Raw genomic sequence first — 15,788 nt, 5'->3', positions numbered from 1 at the left:
CGCCGCCCTGCGCGATCAGGAGCGGCGGTTCTCGACGCCGGCGAAACGGCTGCGGCTCAGGTTTCCGGATTGCCGTCTTCGGCGGGCAGCGCTTTCGGCGTGAACGCTTCCGCGCGACGGCGGATGCCGTCGACTTCACCGGTCACGAAGGTGCGGTTGTCGGCGGCGAGCGCCTGCTGATACGACGCGCCTTCGGGCACCCGATGCAGCAACGCGCGCAATTCGCCCTGCGTGGTCTGCTCGACCGGCTCGTAGTCGTAGAGCGCGAGCGTCAGTTCGGCGCGCTCGTGCAGCAGGAACAGGCACGACGCGAACACCGCGACGCCCAGCACTTCCTGCAGGCCGAAGCTGTATTCGTGCGGCACCGGCGAAAACGGCAATCCCGCGACGAAGGCCGCGCCCACGAGCGCCAGCGCGATAGTCGCCTTCAGCAGCAAGCCGGCGCGCGCAATCAGCCGCTCGCGTTCGCTATGCAGTTGCCCCGCCGATTTCGGCACGAGCGCAGTCAGGGAATGTTGCTGGCGAAGAGCTTCGAGCGGCAGAGCGGCCATGTGGTGTCGTCTCAACGAATAAGCGCAAACAAGCGCGACATCGGTTCAACGCACGGCTTACACGATCGTTGACGTTGCTTTCGTTTTGTTTCTTCCTGTTGCGGGCTGTTGCATTTGCCAGCGCGTCCGTCAGCGGGTGCGGTCCTTCACGGGCGTTCGCACGGTCGCGGTGCCGTCGGCGATTTGCTGCGCGAACACGAGCGCCTCGACGATCGTCCCGAACACTTCCTCGCGCACTTTGTCGTCGATGAGGCGCAGCAGATACGACGGATGATAGGTCGGCACGACGATGCGCCCCTTGTGCTCGATCGTCTTGCCGAGATACTCCGACAACGCCGTGCGATGCCCCGTCAGCGCCTTGAGCGCCGTTGCCCCGAGCGCGACGACCACCTTCGGCGCAATGCGCGCCAGTTCTTCGTCGAGCCAGTAGCGGCACGCCTCCCGCTCGCGCTGCGACGGCGTCACGAGCAGGCGTTCCTTGCCTTCGCCGCCTTGCTCGCCGTGTTCGTCCCACTTGAAGTGCTTCACCGCGTTCGTCAGATACAGCGATTCGCGCGTCAGTTGCGCCTCGCGGATGGCCTCGTCGAGCAGCTTGCCCGCCGCGCCGACGAACGGCTTGCCCTCGCGATCCTCCTGATCGCCCGGCTGCTCGCCGACCAGCATCACGCGCGCACCGGCCGGGCCCGCGCCCGGCACCGCCTGCGTGGCGTTGCGCCAGAGCGAGCAGCGCTTGCACGCGTCGAGCGACGGCGGCTCCTTCAGCGACGTGCCCTTGAGCGGCTCGAGATCCGTATTGAGCGCGACTTCCATGTCGTCCGGCACGTTGCGCGGATGGCTGTCGCGCCGCGTGTACGGGTCCGCGCGGGCAATGAGCGCCGGATCGGCGCGCTCGTTCGGCGGGCTCTTCCAGTAACGCACCGGCATGTGCGACGCCATTTCCGCGGCGTTTTCCTGCGCCGGCGCGAACGTGCTCTCGTAATACGCGAGCCACAACGCCTCGATGGCGTCGCCGCTGACCGCCTCGCCGCTCATGGAATCGGCGCTCACGCCGAAATCCATTGGCTTTTCCTCCGGCTCGCTCGTGCGGTCCACGCGCAGCAGCGCACCGTCCCAGAACGCCGCGCCGTGGGGCGTGGCGATCATCCACGTGGCGCTGCCCATGCGCGTGGCGAAATGCATGGCGGCGTGTTCCAGCAGGTCATGCACCGGCTCGCACCAGCTAATGAACTCCGGCGGCCCGAGCGACGCATCCCGGTGCCGGAAGCGCAACGTCTTGCGCATCTTGCCTTCCTCGGCCTGCACCGCCTCGATCATCCGATGCAGCCGATGCCCGTCCGCATCTTCAGCCGACGCGACCGCGCGATCGCCCTGCGTCCAGCGCCACAGCACCTTGTAGAGAAACGGCCAGCGATCCGGCGCGCGGTAGCACGCAGCCGTCTCCAGCATGGTCAGAAACTCGCGGGCGATTTTCACCGGCTTCGGCGCGTTCGGGTCCGCCGGGCCGCAGGGTGCGGCGATGGTGCCGAACACCGTGGCCGACGCGGCGGACTCGCGCCAGAGCACGTCTTGCGGCGGCACGCCTTCCGTGACGAGGGAACGCGCGACGGTGCGCCATGCAGCGAACGATGGGTCGAGAATGACGCTTTTCATCGGAAACCGGAACCAGAAAAGGCTGAAAAGTACTGTATATCCATACAGTATTCTAGCGATGGCTCCTGCTTCGAGGCAACTTTTTTGGGATGGTCGTGCCCTTTACTGCAAGTCGCTCGGTCGGTCGACGTCGCGCAGCACGTTCGGATCGTCGACATCGATGACGAGCGGCGTCGCGCGGGCCAGGATGCCGCGCGCGCCGGCGTCGCCGTCGAGCGAGGCGAGGGCATCGCGATGCGCGCCGCCGAACCCGACCGGATGCCCGCGCGTGCCGCGATAGCACGGCGCGACAAGTTCCGCGCCGGCGTCGAGGGAACGCGCGACCGCTTCGATCGTCGCGGGCTCAATCCACGGCATGTCGCCGAGCGCGACGATCCATCCGCTGCAATTGGACGTTGCGCGCACCGCGGCGGCGAGCGTCGCGCCCATGCCGCGTTCCGCGTCCTCGCTCACGACGACATTGCAGCCGGCGTCGCTCAGCACGCGGGCGAGCTTTTCCGCGCCCGGCCGCACGACCGCGACGACTTCCGCCGTCACGGAAAGGAGCCGCCGCGCCGACTGCAGGACGACCGGCGCGCCGTCCGGCAGCGGGGCCAGCAGCTTGTTCCGCGCGCCCGACGGATCGAAGCGCGTGCCGAGGCCGGCCGCCAGCAGAAGGCCGGTCGCGTTCGACGAATAGGTCATCGTGCTGCCCATGGTGAGAAAGGAAGCCGATTGTGCAGCGCGTCGGAGGCGGCGGCAAGCGGGGCGGCGCTGGCCATCCATCGTGCGCGTGCCGTGGCGAATCCTGCACGTGCGCGCCCATGCCAGCCGACCAAAGCGACCGCCGAACAACCACGCTCGCCCAACAGCCAACGCACGCCGTCGCGAGACCGACCGCCTTCGCGAATGCCGCGTCCGCCTTCAGCCTGCTCCCATCACCTTGTCGAGCGTGACCGGCAGATCGCGCACCCGCACACCCGTCGCGTGGAACACCGCATTCGCCAGCGCCCCCGCCACCCCGGTGATGCCGATTTCGCCGATCCCGCGCGCCCCGAGCGGATTGATATGCGGGTCCGGCTGCCCGACGAACGCAATGTCGAGCGAGCCGATATCCGCGTTCACCGGCACGTGATACTCCGCGAGATTCGCGTTGGTGTAACGCCCGTAACGCACGTCGAGATCGCTCTTTTCCAGAAGCGCCGAGCCGACGCCCCACACGATGCCGCCCATCAACTGGCTATGCGCCGTCTTTTCGTTGATGAGCGTCCCCACGTCGTACACGCCGACGATGCGCGGCACGCGGATCGTGCCGAGGTCGGCATCGACATGCACTTCCGCGAAGACCGCGCCGAACGAATGAAACGAGTACTGCTTCTTCTCGTCGCCGGGGCGCGTGGTGGCGACCGCCTCGATGGGCCTGCCGCCGTTGCGGGCGATGACCGCCGCGGCCGGATCGCGCTTCTCGGGCGCCGACAGGCTCACGACCCAGCCGTTGCTCACGGTCACGTCCTCGCGCGCGAGGCCCGCGACGGGCGATCCCCGATCGGCGATCGCCATTGCGATGAGCTGCTCGCGCGCCTGTTTCGACGCTGCCTGCACCGCCGGCGACACGCTCGCCGCCGACTGCGATCCCCCCGACACCGGCGCTTTCGGCAGCGACGAATCGCCGAGCGCGAAACGTACGTAATCGAGCGGAAAGCCGAGCGCGTCCGCGGCGACCTGCGTCATGATCGTGTAGGTGCCGGTGCCGAGATCCTGCGTGCCGGAAGCGACCACCGCCGTGCCGTCGGGCAGGATGCGCGCGATCGCCGACGCCTCGCTGCGATTGGCCGGATACGTCGCCGTCGCCACGCCCCAGCCGATGAGCGTGTTGCCTTCGCGCATCGAACGCGGCGCGGCGCTCCGCCTGCTCCAGCCGAACTTGTCGGCGCCCGCCCGGTAGCACTCCAGCAGCGACTTGCCCGACCACGGCTTTTTCTCCTGCGGCTCCATGTTCGCGTGATTCCTGATGCGAAAGGCGAGCGGGTCCATGCCGAGCCGATACGCCATCTCGTCCATTGCCGATTCGAGCGCGAACGAACCGCTCGTCTCGCCCGGCGCGCGCATGAAGGTCGGCGTGCCGACATCCAGCTTCACGAGCTTGTGCGATGTCGATTGATTCGGCACCGCGTACATCATCCGCGTGACGATGGCCGAGCTTTCCGTCCAGTCCTCGAACGTCGAGGTCGTCGATATCACGTCGTGCCGCATGCCCGTCATCGTGCCGTCGGGACGGGCGCTCACCTGGATGCGCTGCTCGGTGAACGGCCGGTTGCCAACCATCCCGAACATCTGCGGCCGGTCGAGCACGAGCTTCACGGGCCGCCCCGTCTGCTTCGACGCCATCGCCGCGAGCACGACATGCGACCACGCCGACCCTTTGCAGCCGAAGCCGCCGCCGACGAACGGGCAGATCACGCGAACGTCGTCATCGGGAATGCCGAAGAATTTGGCCACCGCGCTCCGCGTGCCGGACACGCCCTGCGTCGAGTCGTAGAGCGTGAGCTTCGGGCCGTCCCAGCGTGCGAGCGTTGCGTGCGGCTCCATCGGATTGTGATGCTCGTTCGGCGTCGTGTAGACCGCGTCGAAGCGCGACGCTCCCTGGCGCAGGCCGGCATCGACGTCGCCGCGCTGCGTCGTGATCGCGCGGCCCATCATCTTCTCCGGCTGATACGCCGAGCTTCTCGCGCGCTGGAAATCCGCGTTGGGCGTCGCGGCCTCGTAGCGGATATCGACGAAACGGGCCGCGCCGCGCGCATGCTCGAGCGTATCGGCGACGACGACCGCCACCGGCTCGTTGCTGTATCGCACGTCGTTCGTTTGCAGCAGCGTGAGCTTGCGCACGGCGGGCGGCTGCGCATCGGGGACGCCGCCGTTCGGCAGGCGCATCGCGTTCCGGTGCGTCATCACGAAGAGCACGCCGGGCAGCGCCTCCGCGCGGCTCGCATCGATCGATGCGATACGTCCCTTCGCCACCGTGCTCGTGATCAGCACCGCATGGGCGAGCTTCGCTTCGCTGTTGTCGCCCGAATAGCGCGCCTGGCCAGTCACCTTGAGCACGCCGTCGGTGCGGTCGAGCGGTTGTCCGATGACACTCATGCGACACCTCCGGCCTGTTCGACGGCGCGTACGATCGCCCGCTGCGCGAGCGTCACCTTGAATGCGTTGTCGCGCCGCGGCTTCGCGCCCTGCACCGCCAGCGCGGCGGCGCTTTGCAGCGTGCCCCGGTCGAGCGTCCTGCCGACGAGCGCGCTTTCCGTCGCGCTCGCGCGCCACGGCTTGTGCGCCACGCCGCCCAGCGCGATGCGCGCGCTTTTCACGGTGTCGCCGTCCATCTGCAGCGCCGCCGCGACCGATACCAGCGCGAACGCATAGCTCGCGCGATCACGCACCTTCAGATACTTCGAATGCGCCGCGAAGAGCGGCGGAGGAAGATCGACCGACGTGATGAGTTCGCCCGGCAGGAGCGTCGTGTCGAGATCGGGCCGGTCGCCCGGCAGCCGATGAAACTCCGCGAACGGAATGGTGCGTTCGCCATCCCGGCCGCTCACGCGTACCACGGCATCGAGCGCCGCGAGCGCCACGCTCATATCCGACGGATTCGTCGCGATGCATTGCTCGCTCGCGCCGAGAATCGCGTGAATGCGCGTGTGGCCGTCGAGCGCCGCGCAGCCGCTGCCGGGATTGCGCTTGTTGCACTGGGGGAAGGCGGTGTCGTAGAAGTAATAGCAGCGCGTGCGCTGCATCAGGTTGCCGCCGACCGTCGCCATGTTGCGCAATTGCGCCGACGCCCCCGCGAGAAACGCCTGCGACAGCAGCGGATAACGCTCGCGCACCCAGGTGTGATTCGCGGCATCGCTGTTGCGCACCAGTGCGCCGATGCGCAGGCCGCCGTCGGGCAGCGTCGTGATGGTATCCAGCCCGCCGATATGCGTGATATCGACGAGCCGCACGGGCCGCGCGACGCCGCCCTTCATCAGGTCGAGCAGGTTCGTTCCGCCGCCGATGAACGCCGTGCCCGGCTGGCTGCCGGCCTGAATCGCCGAGCCGATGTCGGCGGCGCGCTGATAGGAAATCGCGTCCATGTGCGCCTCCTTCAGCTGCGCGTCGTGGCAACGGCCTTCACCGCCGCCACGATGTTCGGATACGCGCCACAGCGGCAGAGATTGCCGCTCATGCGCTCGCGGATCTCATCGTCGGAGAGTTGCGGCGGGCGATAGCGCACGTCGGCGGTTGCGGCGCTGGCGTCGCCGGCGCGGAATTCGTCGATGAGCGCGGTCGCCGAGCACAGCTGGCCCGGCGTGCAGTAGCCGCACTGGAACGCATCCTTTTCGATGAACGCCTGCTGCAGCGGACTCAGCGCATCGGCGGCGGGGGCGAGGCCTTCCACCGTCGTCACCGTTTCGCCTTCGTGCATCACGGCGAGCGTCAGGCACGAGTTGATGCGCCTGCCGCCCGCGATGACCGTGCACGCGCCGCACTGGCCGCGGTCGCAGCCCTTCTTCGTACCGGTCAGGCCGGCGTATTCGCGCAGCGCATCGAGCAGCGTCGTGCGCGCTTCCACTTGCAGTTCATGCGGATGACCGTTGATGGTCAGCCTGACGGGCATCGTCGGCGCGGCGGAAGGCGGCATCGGCGCCGCTGCGCTCGCATCGGCGCCCGCCTGCTGCGCGGGCGCGAGCGGCGCGGCGGTCACGGCCGCCGCCGCCGCGGCCGATTGCAGAAAGCGTCTGCGCGCGGGCTTCTGAGCCGCGTCGTCGGGACGTGGGGATGGCTTGTTGACTGGGGACATGGCGAAAGAAGGCTCCTCGCTCGTTCAGAAGGACGCCGTTCGGCTCGAGTCTTCATGGGGCCTGTCCGCTCGCGGCCGATGCGACGTCGGTTCGCCAAGCGCCGATGCCCGAGTCCGTGGGCGGTTGTGGTGCGCGCGAGGGCCGCTCGCGGCGGCCAACGGCGAGCAACTTGGATGCCAGGCATCATGCAACGCGCCTGAATGCGCCGATGCCGCCCGTGGCGCGCAAGAACCACGTAAAAGCTGCATGAGTTCGTAAAGCCGACCCGCGCCGGCTCGCGATTATTTCGATCGCCGCTCGCCCGGTGGCTCCAAATTGTGACGATCGCGGGGAAGGGCACGCTGCAAAATGACGTCGATTCCGTTCGCTACGTTAGCCATGACCTTCGATCAGAACCGCTACGACGCGGCCCTTTGCCATTATTCGAACGCCCGCTTCGACGATGCCCTCGCCGCCCTAGCGCCGATGCTCGACCGCGTTCCGGCTCATCTGGCCGCGCTCGATCTCGCCGCTGTCTGCGCGTACAGCGCGAACCGGAAGCAGCAGGCCGAAGTCTGGTGGCGGCGCGCGATCGACGAACATCCGCAAGACGCGGGGCCTTACAGCAATCTCGGCAACGCGCTGAAGGACGCGGGCCGGCTCGACGAAGCGCAGGCGGTCTATCGAAAGGCGATCGAGCTGCGCCCGGCGTTCGTCGAGGCGCAGTACAACCTTGCGAACACGCTCGATCAGCTCGGCCATCGCGATGAAGCCGAACACTGGTTCCGGGAGGCGCTGAAGCTGAAGCCCGATTTCGTGGAAGCGCATTACAACCTCGCCAGCCTGTTGACGCGCGCCGGCCGTCTGCCCGAGGCCGAGGCGGCGTACCGGCAGGTGCTGGCGGCGCGTCCGGCCCACGCCGAGGCGCACAACAATCTCGGCAATCTGCTGAAAGACTGCGGGCGACTGGACGAAGCGGCGGCGCAACTGCGGCAGGCGGTCGCGGCTCGCCCCGACTGGGCCGACGCGCACTACAACCTCGGCAATGCGCTCGACGATCAGGCGGAGGCGGAGCGCGCCTATCGGAACGCGCTCGCGCTGCGTCCCGATTTCGTGGGGGCGCTCATCAATCTCGGCGGAGCGCTCGTCCGGCTCGATCGCGTCGGGGAGGCGGAAGAAGCGTATCGACGCGCGATCGCCATCGAGCCGGATTGCGCGAACGCACACTTCGGCCTCGGCAACGTGCTGTTCCGCGAAGCCGCGCAGGGCCGGCCGGAACGGCTGGAAGAAGCGGAAGCCGCCTATCGCCGGGCAATCGCACTCATGCCGGACTTCACGGCTGCGTATCACAATCTGGGCATTCTGCTTGGCGAAGACGGCGCACGCTCGGACGAGGCGCAGGGCGCGTTTCGCGAAGTTCTGCGCATCGATCCCGAATCCGCCAACTCGAGACTTCATCTCGCGTCGGCATTGCTGCGCGCCGGCCATTTCACCGAAGGCTGGCAATGCTTCGAGGCGCGCTACGACGATGGCCTGCCGCAGCAGGTCGTCGAGCGTCCGTCACTGTCTTATCCTCAATGGCGCGGCGAGCCGCTCGCGGGGAAGTCGCTCGTGGTCATCACCGAGCAGGGCTTCGGCGACACGCTCCAGTTCTGCCGCTACGTGACCGAACTGAAGTCGCGTGGCGCAAAGAAGCTGACGGTCGTGTGTCCCAACGCGTTGATCACGCTCGTCGAATCGGTCGACGGCGTCGCGCAGTGCATCGGCCGCGACGCGCTGGCGACCTTGCCGCCGCACGACTACTGGTGCTTCCTGATGAGCGTGCCCGCGGTCGTCGGCACGACGCTCGATTCCATCCCGTGCGGCACGCCTTATCTGCACGTATCGGCGGAACGGGTGGATCGGTGGCGCACCCGCCTGCCTGCCGATACGCTCAAGGTCGGCCTCGTGTGGGGCGGCGTGCCGCGTCCGTGGCTGGCCGACCCGCTCGCCATGTTCAGCCGCCGCTGGTTTGACGTGCGGCACCTGGAGCCGCTGCTTGAACAGCGCGGTATCACGTTCGTCAGTCTGCAGAAAGGCCCGGCGGTGCGCGAGCAACTTGCAACGCTGCCCGCGCGCCTGCGCCCGCTCGAATTCATGGACGACGTCGCCGATTTCGCCGATACCGCCGCGATCGTCGCCTCGCTCGACCTCGTCATTTCGGTGGATACGTCGGTCGCGCATCTCGCGGGCGCGCTCGGCAAGCCCGTGTGGGTGCTGTTGTGCTCGAACGCGTGCTGGCGCTGGCTCGACGCGCGCGACGATTCGCCGTGGTATCCCACCGCGCGGCTTTTCCGGCAGGCCGCGCCCGGTCAGTGGGACGCGGTGCTCGCGCGCGTCGCGGACGAACTCGCGACGTGGCGCGACGAGCGCATCACGCCTCGCTCTCCATGATCCTGTCGATCCACTGCGCATTCTCGCCCGCCGACCCGATGCCCGCGTGCCGCGCCATCGGCACGAAGAAATGCATGGCGATCGGCAGCTTCGAGCGTTCGAGCCAGCTGGTCAGGTGCGCCTCGAGCCGTCGGCCCGGCGCTTTCAGTTCTTCGCGCAGCACGGCGGGCAGCTTGTCGAAGTGGCGCATGTCCACCTGATACGGCTCCGGCGCGACGCATAGCGCGTTCGGCCGGCCGTCGACATCGACGGGAAGCCGCTCCAGCGCCTGATGCAGCAGCGCGACGCCGAGCCCTTCGCCGCGCCACGGCTTTCGCACTTCCCACATGCTGATATAGATCACCCGATGCGTGCTGTACACGTCGCACAGACGCGCCTGTCCGAGCGCTTCCGTCGACGCCAGCGCGAGCGACAGCATCTCGCCCGAATACGTGTCGAGCGTATAGACGAGATCGGCGCTGCTCGTGAGCGGCGGCACCTTGACGAGCTTGAGTTCCGCCGCCGCCGCGACGATATCGCTGCCCGCTTCGTGAAACACGGCGAACGCAGTGCCGAGGCGCTCGTCGTCGACTTGCGGATACTCGTGGCGATACGTCATCGTGAACAGAAACGGGCCGATCTTCTCGCGATACGCGAGCGGCCGGTCCACATCGTAATCATCGGTGCCGACGAGGCCGTACGGATCGTAATCGCGCTTTTCGCGGCGCTCGCCGTCGTCCATCGCGGAGGCGAGGGCGGCGAGCGGCCGGCGCGACTCGGGCACCAGATCCTCGGGCAAGCCTTCCCACGAAAGACGCAGGAATTCGCGCCCTCCGCGATAGTGCGCTTCGAACAGCGAGAGAAGCGGCTGGCCCGCGACCGGATCGAGGATGCGTTGCGCGCAATCCAGCGCGCGATCGAGCAGTTGATCGGCTTCGGCGGGATCGGGCGCGAGCGGCGGCTCGTCGGCCTCGGGCGCGGCGGGCAGACCGCGCGCCACGCGCTCCTTGTGCGCGAGTTCCAGCCACTCGTCGGCGGCGCGCTCGGCGATGAATCCCGCCGCGATGCGATAGCCCGACAGCACGATCGACTGCCCGGTGTCGCCGAGCGGAAAGACGTACTCGTCGGACATGGCTTCGTCGACGGTCATTCCGTGGAAAGTCTCGCGCGGCAACGCAGCGCCTGCCGCCGGATCGAAACGCTGATGCGAGAGAACGTGCGCGGCGAGATCGGACGCCGCGGGACCGAATTCGGAACCCGGTCCGGGAAGGAGCTTCAAGAGGGATAACGTGCTGCTGCCTGCGATGCCCGATGTCGTCATGAGTGCCGCCTCCGATCGTGATGGGCTATCGTAACAAACCGTGCGACGACGCAGGGAGGCCGGCGGCGGGCGGCGCGATCGACCGGGCGCGTGACGTGCTTCCGGCGTGAAGACTTCGACCTCGACTGCGGAGCGCACGATGAACACCGACATCCACGAAGGCGGCTGTGCGTGCGGAGCGTTTCGTTTCCGCGCGCGCGGCAAGCCGCGGCGCGTCTCGCTCTGTCACTGCATGACGTGCCGCCGCGTGCACGGCTCCGCGTTCGGCGCGTACGCCATCTTCGCGCGCGATGACGTCGAGATGAGCGGACGGCTCGAGACGTGGCGCAGTTCCGAAGACGGGCGGCGGCATTTCTGCCCGGTGTGCGGATCGGTGGCGTACATGGAATATGCGAGCCATCCGGAAGTCGACCTGCCGCTCGGCGCATTCGACGAAACCGGCGTCTTCGAACCCGCCTACGAACTGTGGTGCACGCGTCGCGAGCCGTGGCTGCCCGCGGGCGTGCGCACGGAATATCCGGAAGACCGGCCAAAATGAGCGCGGCGGGCGGGCATATCCGCATCGGCATTTCCGGCTGGCGCTATGCCGGCTGGCGCGGCGTGTTTTATCCGAAGAAACTGGCGCAGGCGCGTGAACTGGAATTCGCGTCGCGGGCGGTGCAGACGGTCGAAATCAACGGCTCGCATTATTCGCTGCAGACGCTATCGAGCTATCGCGCGTGGCACGACGCCACGCCCGCGGACTTCGTGTTCAGCGTGAAAGGGCCGCGCTATCTGACGCACATGCTGCGCTTTCGCGACGAGACGGCGATTCCCGCGATCGCCAATTTCTTCGCCTCGGGCGTGCTCGCGCTCGGCGACAAGCTCGGGCCGTTCCTGTGGCAGTTTCCGCCGAACTTCAGCTTCAAGCCGGAAGCGTTCGAACGCTTTCTCCAGCTGCTGCCGAAGGACACGCACGCCGCCGTCGCGCTCGCGCAGCAGCACGATACCCGCGTCAAGGACCCGTGGTGCGAAGCGGGCCGCAAGCGCGCGCTGCGGCACGCCATCGAGATACGCCATCACAGCTTTTGCACCGATGCCTTCGTGCGGCTTCTGCGCAAGTACGGCGCGGCGCTCGTCGTGTCGGATTCGGTCGCGGACTGGCCTTACGCGGAAGACCTGACGTCCGACTTCGTCTACATGCGGCTGCACGGGACCGAGACGCTCTATGGCGGCGCTTATTCCGACGACGCGCTCGACGGCTGGGCCCGGCGCATCGAGCACTGGGCGGCGGGCGGGCAAGTCGAGGACGCGAGGCTCATCACATCGGCTGCGGCGCGCCGCCGTGCTTCGCGCGACGTGTACTGCTACTTCGACAACGATCAGAAAGTGAAGGCTCCCTTCGATGCCCGCCGCCTGATGGAGCGCCTCGGCATCGAGCCGGCGAGCGCCGCGAGCATCGTGCAAGCGTGAATCGACCGGGACACGCATTGTCCCGGGACCGCCGCATTCTTGGTCGCACGGTCCCGGCGATTGCATTCGCGTCCGGAAAATACGACGATAAGCAGCGTGCTTCGCGCACCTTACGATGCGCGACATCGACAGGACCGGAACTCTCAAGAAGTCCATAGCCTGCAAGGAGCATCGATATCATGGCGAAGCAACCGGTGAGCGGCACCGACAAGATTCATCCCGAAGGCGCGAAGTGCATCGGCGATTGCGATCCCGGCGAACAGATCGAAGTCGTCGTGATGCTGCGGCGCAAGGACGCCGAAGGCTTTCGCCAGATGATGGCGCGCATCGACGCCGGCGACGCCCCCGCGCAGCCGGTCTCGCGCGAGGATTTCGACAAGCGCTTCGGCGCATCCGAGGAAGACGTCCGCAAGGTCACGCAGTTCGCCGGGCGCTACGGCCTGTCGGTCGTGCGCGCGGAACCCGGCACGCGCAGCGTCGTGCTGAAGGGCAGCATCGACGCGTTCCAAAAGGCTTTCGATGTGAAGCTCGAACGCTTCCAGCATCACAACATCGGCGAATATCGCGGGCGCGCGGGCCCGGTCAACGTGCCCGACGATATCCACGACGCCGTCACGGCCGTGCTCGGCCTCGACAGCAAGCCGCAGGCGCGTCCGCATTTCCGTTTTCGTCCGCCGTTCAGGCCGCTTCGCGGCGCGGCGCAGACCTCGTTCTCGCCGGTCGATCTCGCACGCCTCTACCACTTCCCCGATGGCGACGGCGCGGGCCAATGCATCGCCATCATCGAACTGGGCGGCGGCTATCGCGACAGCGATCTTTCGGCGTACTTCTCGAAGCTCGGCGTGAAGGCCCCGAAGGTCGTCGCGATCGGCGTGGACCGCGCGAAGAATGCGCCGACCGGCAATCCCAACGGTCCGGATGGCGAAGTGACGCTCGATATCGAAATCGCAGGGGCGGTCGCGCCGGGCGCGCGCATCGCCGTGTACTTCGCGCCGAACAGCGACGCCGGTTTCGTCGATGCGGTCAATCGCGCGATCCACGACAACACGAACCGGCCGTCGGTCGTGTCGATCAGTTGGGGCGGGCCGGAGTCGAACTGGTCGTCGCAGTCGATGAGCGCATTCAACGACGTGCTGCAGAGCGCGGCGGCGCTCGGCGTGACGGTGTGCGCGGCGTCGGGCGACAGCGGCTCGTCGGACGGCGTCGGGGATGACGCCGATCACGTCGATTTCCCGGCGTCGAGCCCCTACGTGCTCGGCTGCGGCGGCACGAGCCTCGCGGCCACGGCGCACGGCATCACGCGCGAAGTCGTCTGGAACGACGGCGATCAGGGCGGCGCGGGCGGCGGCGGAGTGAGCAGCGTCTTTGCGTTGCCCGTGTGGCAAAAGGGCCTGCACGCGGCCCGCTCCGGCGGGCATCAGGCGCCATTGACGAAGCGCGGCGTGCCCGATGTCTGCGGCGACGCATCGCCGCTCACCGGCTACGAAGTGCTGATCGACGGCGACGATACGGTCGTCGGCGGCACGAGCGCCGTCGCGCCGCTGTGGGCCGCGCTGATCGCGCGCATCAACGCGATCCACGGCTCGCCGTCGGGCTTCGTCAATCCGAAGCTCTACAAGGCGAAGGCCGCGTGCCGCGACATCACCGAGGGCAACAACGGCAGCTTCGCGGCGGCATCGGGATGGGATGCGTGCACGGGGCTCGGCAGTCCCGACGGCGCGAAGGTCGCCGCCGCGCTCGCGCCCGCCCCGAGCCACGTAACAGTTGAGGCAAGTCAGTGAACAACAACCACGACGACGATTCTGGAGCGACCACGATGAACTCCGATCCACTGGAAATGAAGAGCATTCCCGCCACGGGAACTGGCGTCGCGCCCGATCCGGGCGGCATCAAGGAGCCGCCTGCGGCCGAGGAGCCCGCAGCGAAGGCGCCCGCGAAAAGCGCGGGGAAGAAGCATCGGCAGGATCAGCCGTATTTCGATTCGGTCGCGTACGGCAACGGTCCCGACGATTCCATCGACCCGGGCGAAGCCGACGAAAACGCCGCGATCACGCATCACACGGTGACGGTCGGCGGCGAGAAGATCGCGTACACGGCGACCGTCGGCCATCTCGTGACGGTCGATCCGAGCAGTTCGAAGCCCGAAGCGAAGATGTTCTACGTCGCGTTCACGAAGGACGGCGCGAAGGAGGAAGCGCGCCCGCTCACGTTCTTTTATAACGGCGGGCCGGGCTCGTCGTCGGTATTCGTGCTGCTCGGCTCGTTCGCGCCGCGCCGCATCAAGACCTCGATGCCGGGCTTCACGCCGCCCGCGCCGTACGAGATGGAGGACAACCCGGACAGCCTGCTCGACAAGAGCGATCTCATCTTCATCAATCCGGTCGGCACCGGCTATTCGGCCGCAATCGCGCCGAACAGGAATCGCGACTTCTGGGGCGTCGATCAGGACGCGGATTCCATCAAGCAGTTCATCAAGCGCTATCTCACGAAGAACAACCGCTGGAATTCGCCGAAGTTCCTGTTCGGCGAGTCGTACGGCACCGCGCGCAGCTGCGTGCTGGCGTACCGGCTGCATGAGGATGGCGTCGATCTGAACGGCATCACGCTGCAATCGTCCATTCTGGATTACAGCCAGGCGGGCAACCCCGTCGGCGCGCTGCCGACCGCCGCCGCCGATGCGTGGTATCACAAGAAGCTCGGCGTCCATCCGACGCCGCCGAACCTCGTCAACTTCATGGAGGAAGTCGCGGAATTCGCGCGCACGGACTACCTGAACGCGCTGCGCAAGTTCCCGCAGACGGACGACGAAGTGGTCGAAAAGCTCGCGGAGTTCACGGGCATCGACCGGGTGACGCTGCTCGCGTGGAGCCTCGATATCGCCGCTTACGACAGCCGCGGCAACTCGCTTTTCCTGACGACGCTGCTGAAGTCGAAGGGCGAGGCGCTCGGTTCCTACGATGGCCGCGTGACGGCGATATCGACGGGCATCGCAGGGAAGATCGATCCGAACTCCGGCGGCAACGACCCGACGATGACAGCGGTGAGCGGCGTCTACACGTCGATGTGGAACAGCTATCTGAACGAGCAGCTGAAGTTCACGTCGACATCATCGTTCACGGATCTCAACGATCAGGCGTTCGTCAACTGGGACTTCAAGCACACCGATCCGACCGGCGCGGAGAAGGGCGTCGATGCGAAGGGCGACATCGTTCTCTACACGGCCGGCGATCTCGCGGCGGTGATGGCGCTGAACGTCGACCTGAAGGTGCTGGCCGCGAACGGCATGTACGACTTCGTCACGCCGTTCTACCAGACGATCCTCGATCTTCAGCAGATGCCGCTCATCGACAAGACCGTGCGGCAGAACCTGTCCGCGACGTTTTATCCGTCCGGGCACATGGTCTATCTCGACGGCGGCTCGCGCACGCAACTGAAGGCCGATCTGGCGAAGATGTACGAAGAGGCGACTTCGAACCATGCGGCGATGAACCGCATCATCATGTTGCAGAAGACGACGGCGGACAAGATCGGTGCGGCGCTCTCGCCCGCGAATGCGGAGCAGTAGCGCCAGGCGTTTCGCTGCCTGCAACGGGCAGCATGGGCGTGCTG

The 15,788-nt window shown here is 67.2% G+C and carries 12 protein-coding genes; 5 read left to right on the top strand and 7 right to left on the bottom strand.

Annotated elements, in window-relative coordinates; all coding sequences use genetic code 11:
• Positions 1-56: 56 nt before the first annotated feature.
• The 6 genes from P9220_RS18270 to P9220_RS18245 all read right to left on the bottom strand — a co-directional run bounded on the left by P9220_RS18270 (position 57) and on the right by P9220_RS18245 (position 7,014).
• A complete protein-coding gene (locus P9220_RS18270; RefSeq protein ID WP_309766522.1) occupies positions 57-551 on the bottom strand; it encodes a hypothetical protein in 495 nt (164 codons plus the stop codon).
• 129 nt (positions 552-680) lie between these two features.
• Positions 681-2,201, bottom strand: a complete 1,521-nt coding sequence (locus P9220_RS18265; RefSeq protein ID WP_309766520.1) for a UdgX family uracil-DNA binding protein — start codon at positions 2,199-2,201, stop codon at positions 681-683.
• A 102-nt stretch (positions 2,202-2,303) separates the two neighbouring features.
• Entirely contained in the window at positions 2,304-2,885 is a 582-nt protein-coding gene (locus tag P9220_RS18260; RefSeq protein ID WP_309766518.1) for a nucleotidyltransferase family protein, read from the bottom strand.
• Between the two features lie 219 nt (positions 2,886-3,104).
• On the bottom strand, positions 3,105-5,321 hold the full coding sequence (locus tag P9220_RS18255) for a xanthine dehydrogenase family protein molybdopterin-binding subunit (protein ID WP_309766516.1): 2,217 nt from the start codon (positions 5,319-5,321) through the stop codon (positions 3,105-3,107).
• Entirely contained in the window at positions 5,318-6,307 is a 990-nt protein-coding gene (locus P9220_RS18250; RefSeq protein WP_309766514.1) for a xanthine dehydrogenase family protein subunit M, read from the bottom strand. Before P9220_RS18250 ends, P9220_RS18255 begins: the two co-directional genes overlap by 4 nt.
• An 11-nt stretch (positions 6,308-6,318) precedes the next feature.
• Positions 6,319-7,014, bottom strand: a complete 696-nt coding sequence (locus P9220_RS18245) for a 2Fe-2S iron-sulfur cluster-binding protein (RefSeq protein WP_309766512.1) — start codon at positions 7,012-7,014, stop codon at positions 6,319-6,321.
• A 379-nt stretch (positions 7,015-7,393) separates the two neighbouring features.
• Here P9220_RS18245 and P9220_RS18240 point away from each other — a divergent pair, with 379 nt between their 5' ends.
• Complete coding sequence (locus tag P9220_RS18240) at positions 7,394-9,427, top strand: tetratricopeptide repeat protein (RefSeq protein ID WP_309766510.1); 2,034 nt, start codon at positions 7,394-7,396, stop codon at positions 9,425-9,427.
• Here P9220_RS18240 and P9220_RS18235 read toward each other — a convergent pair.
• Positions 9,408-10,727 (bottom strand): GNAT family N-acetyltransferase, encoded by a 1,320-nt coding sequence (locus P9220_RS18235; RefSeq protein ID WP_309766508.1) that lies wholly within the window; start codon positions 10,725-10,727, stop codon positions 9,408-9,410. The genes P9220_RS18240 and P9220_RS18235 overlap by 20 nt on opposite strands.
• Before the next feature lie 139 nt (positions 10,728-10,866).
• Between P9220_RS18235 and P9220_RS18230 the strand changes: the two genes are divergently transcribed.
• The 4 genes from P9220_RS18230 (at position 10,867) to P9220_RS18215 (ending at position 15,744) form a co-directional block, all read left to right on the top strand.
• Positions 10,867-11,265, top strand: coding sequence for a GFA family protein (locus P9220_RS18230; protein ID WP_309766507.1), 399 nt, complete (start codon positions 10,867-10,869; stop codon positions 11,263-11,265).
• Entirely contained in the window at positions 11,262-12,179 is a 918-nt protein-coding gene (locus P9220_RS18225; RefSeq protein ID WP_309766505.1) for a DUF72 domain-containing protein, read from the top strand. Before P9220_RS18230 ends, P9220_RS18225 begins: the two co-directional genes overlap by 4 nt.
• A gap of 179 nt (positions 12,180-12,358) precedes the next feature.
• The gene (locus P9220_RS18220; RefSeq protein ID WP_309766503.1) at positions 12,359-13,960 is read left to right on the top strand and encodes a S53 family peptidase; all 1,602 of its coding nucleotides are present in this window, start codon (positions 12,359-12,361) and stop codon (positions 13,958-13,960) included.
• A 35-nt stretch (positions 13,961-13,995) separates the two neighbouring features.
• Positions 13,996-15,744, top strand: a complete 1,749-nt coding sequence (locus P9220_RS18215) for a S10 family serine carboxypeptidase-like protein (protein WP_309766502.1) — start codon at positions 13,996-13,998, stop codon at positions 15,742-15,744.
• Positions 15,745-15,788 lie beyond the last annotated feature (44 nt).

The sequence above is a fragment of the Caballeronia sp. LZ016 genome (assembly GCF_031450805.1).
Taxonomy (GTDB): domain Bacteria; phylum Pseudomonadota; class Gammaproteobacteria; order Burkholderiales; family Burkholderiaceae; genus Caballeronia.
This window is presented reverse-complemented; position numbering and strand designations above follow the sequence as displayed.

Bases quoted from the DNA above. Each gene is read 5' to 3' on its own strand.
- P9220_RS18270 (WP_309766522.1), bottom strand. From the start codon at position 551: ATGGCCGCTCTGCCGCTCGAAGCTCTTCGCCAGCAACATTCCCTGACT.
- P9220_RS18265 (WP_309766520.1), bottom strand. From the start codon at position 2,201: ATGAAAAGCGTCATTCTCGACCCATCGTTCGCTGCATGGCGCACCGTC.
- P9220_RS18260 (WP_309766518.1), bottom strand. From the start codon at position 2,885: ATGACCTATTCGTCGAACGCGACCGGCCTTCTGCTGGCGGCCGGCCTC.
- P9220_RS18255 (WP_309766516.1), bottom strand. From the start codon at position 5,321: ATGAGTGTCATCGGACAACCGCTCGACCGCACCGACGGCGTGCTCAAG.
- P9220_RS18250 (WP_309766514.1), bottom strand. From the start codon at position 6,307: ATGGACGCGATTTCCTATCAGCGCGCCGCCGACATCGGCTCGGCGATT.
- P9220_RS18245 (WP_309766512.1), bottom strand. From the start codon at position 7,014: ATGTCCCCAGTCAACAAGCCATCCCCACGTCCCGACGACGCGGCTCAG.
- P9220_RS18240 (WP_309766510.1), top strand. From the start codon at position 7,394: ATGACCTTCGATCAGAACCGCTACGACGCGGCCCTTTGCCATTATTCG.
- P9220_RS18235 (WP_309766508.1), bottom strand. From the start codon at position 10,727: ATGACGACATCGGGCATCGCAGGCAGCAGCACGTTATCCCTCTTGAAG.
- P9220_RS18230 (WP_309766507.1), top strand. From the start codon at position 10,867: ATGAACACCGACATCCACGAAGGCGGCTGTGCGTGCGGAGCGTTTCGT.
- P9220_RS18225 (WP_309766505.1), top strand. From the start codon at position 11,262: ATGAGCGCGGCGGGCGGGCATATCCGCATCGGCATTTCCGGCTGGCGC.
- P9220_RS18220 (WP_309766503.1), top strand. From the start codon at position 12,359: ATGGCGAAGCAACCGGTGAGCGGCACCGACAAGATTCATCCCGAAGGC.
- P9220_RS18215 (WP_309766502.1), top strand. From the start codon at position 13,996: ATGAACTCCGATCCACTGGAAATGAAGAGCATTCCCGCCACGGGAACT.